This window comes from Pontibacter rugosus (genome assembly GCF_042678745.1).
In the GTDB taxonomy this organism is placed as follows: Bacteria; Bacteroidota; Bacteroidia; order Cytophagales; family Hymenobacteraceae; genus Pontibacter; species Pontibacter rugosus.
In genome coordinates, this window is record NZ_JBHTLD010000379.1 from 1 (window position 1) to 2,190 (window position 2,190).

The 2,190-nt window shown below is 41.3% G+C and carries 1 protein-coding gene; it reads right to left on the reverse strand.

Translation table 11 applies throughout. From position 1 onward, the window contains the following. Positions 1-84: 84 nt before the first annotated feature. Positions 85-1,134 carry a succinylglutamate desuccinylase/aspartoacylase family protein gene (locus ACFQ2O_RS21340; RefSeq protein ID WP_377532868.1) on the reverse strand — a complete coding sequence of 350 codons (1,050 nt, stop codon included), beginning with the start codon at positions 1,132-1,134 and terminating at the stop codon, positions 85-87. Positions 1,135-2,190: the final 1,056 nt, after the last annotated feature.

Genomic DNA, 2,190 nt, shown 5'->3' on the forward strand with positions numbered 1-2,190 from the left:
GTATAAATAGATATTTTTTCATTTAAAGCGATAAGTATAGATATCCTAAAAAAGACAAAGTGATAATATAGATTTTGAGAAGGGTTAGTTTATATGCCCAATGCTAAACAGGCCATCCCCTTTTTTGACAGGCGGATTGAAGGTTTTAAACAGAATGACACCATCTACCGGACAGGTTACATCTGCTATTTGATTTCCAAACAGGTCAGTTATATAGCCTAGTCTCATTCCTTTTTTTACATAGTTGCCACTTGTTATATCGCTGTAGAAAAAGCCTTCATGTTTACTGCTTACAGATGTGCGTTTCGCTATGATAACAGGGTTGGTAACACTGGCTGATTCACCTTCTATTATCTTAAGATGGCGCATGAGGCTTAGTAGGGCATGCTGAATCTGTAATACAGGCTTTTCTTCTACAATTCCCATTCTGCCACACTCAATATCCACGGCAGGTAAATTTCGCTTTGTGGCCTCGCGCGAGCAGTAAATAGCTTCTTCCTTCAGGCTTTGCTCATTTCCAAACTGCACAATAAAGTCGAACCCAAGTGCTAGTGCCATCTCCTTGGCCTTTGCAGACACTTCCGGCATATCGAAATAATTATAATAGCCTGAATAAGGCATCAGATCATTATTAGCATCTCCGGCATGCACATCAACAAAATAGTCGCAGCGTTCAATTACCTCTTTTGAAATGGTCCAGGCGATGCGTTCCGTGATAGTGCCATTGTCTTTTCCTGGAAAAACACGGTTTAGGTTTTTGCCGTCGAGCGGGTTAAGCATGAGGGTTCTATTGAGAAAAGCAGGCACATTGGCCATGTGCACCAATACTACAGTTCCGCTCATTTTCTTTGGCTCAAGATGCTTTGGCAGTTGCTGAGCAGCCATAATAGGCGCATACTCTAAGCCATGAACACCTGCCGTGATACCAAGCACAGGACCTATATTTGATCCGTGAAATATGGTAACAGGTATAACCGTACTATCCGAGCCACTTTTAATGGGTAACAGAAAAGATTTTGTAGAGCCGGGCTTTATTTTTTCGCCAGCAAAAGAAAATGACTTCACCTGCCCCTCCGCAGCGGAAAGATTTAGAAATGGAACAAAAAGAGCAATTAAGAAGAGTGATATCTTCATGAGAAATGAATGAGTTAGGAATATTTGCAATAGAATGGAATGGGCCGGACAAGCTACAGAAGCTTGCATAGCGTTTCTGTAGTTGCTCAGGCAACATGGCAATAAAGGAAGCCCCAGAATGCTCACCTTAGGGTGCTATTATCCTGGCGCTATGCGTGGCTAAACCTGCTACACGTGTTTATACTTCTACAGACGAGCCTGTTAGAATATAAATTGATTCACAGATAAGTTATAATCTGCTCATCAAAATTCACACATACCTCCTCCTGGCATTTTGCTTTAGGTATTGCTATCAAGCAAAGCACAGCAGCAAAAGCGCAGTAAATCTGTAAAACTTAAAACGAATAGTAATAGCATGTTCAGGTACTACGCACCTATAATACTGGATCAGGCCAAAGGAGGGCCTCGCAGGTAAGTGTTATTGGGAAAGGTAAATTTCCAGACGAAACTATAAGGCGCCACATAGCAGCCAGTTTGTGGGATATCCGCTAGTTCAAAAGTGAAGTGCGGGAGCAAGAAATCACTGTTGTAAAGCCCATCCACATCACAATGAATATGTGCTTGGCTTATAACAGTTTCAGAAAGAGGTTTGTCTTCGGAATGACCGTGCTGATGCAGTGACAATATCGCAGCCTCTGGCGCCAGTACTCTGAAAAAGAGCACCAGGAGAAAATAAGCGATATAGGACTGGCAACGATGCATCAAATAAGTCTATGATATTTTCTTTGAGTAAAGCAGCATGCATACTATATAATGCGACAACCGCGCTCTTGCCTTGCAATACTGTTGCAAGTATAAGCACAACCTTTTTTGTTTGCAACAAAAACATAAGCCAGTAAGAACTCAGGCAAATTTAGTTTATCCTATCTTGTCATCCTGCTAGGACCTTGTGAATAAAGGACGCCTTTCCTTGCCAGTCGCAGAATTTTGACCTCCGGAAGTAGAGATCATCTATTTATATTAAGATTCTTCCAGAATGACAGGTTTTTAGTATACATATAGTTAATTCACTCCCTATACTTAACTTCTTCTGATTTACATCTGGAGATGATGGCT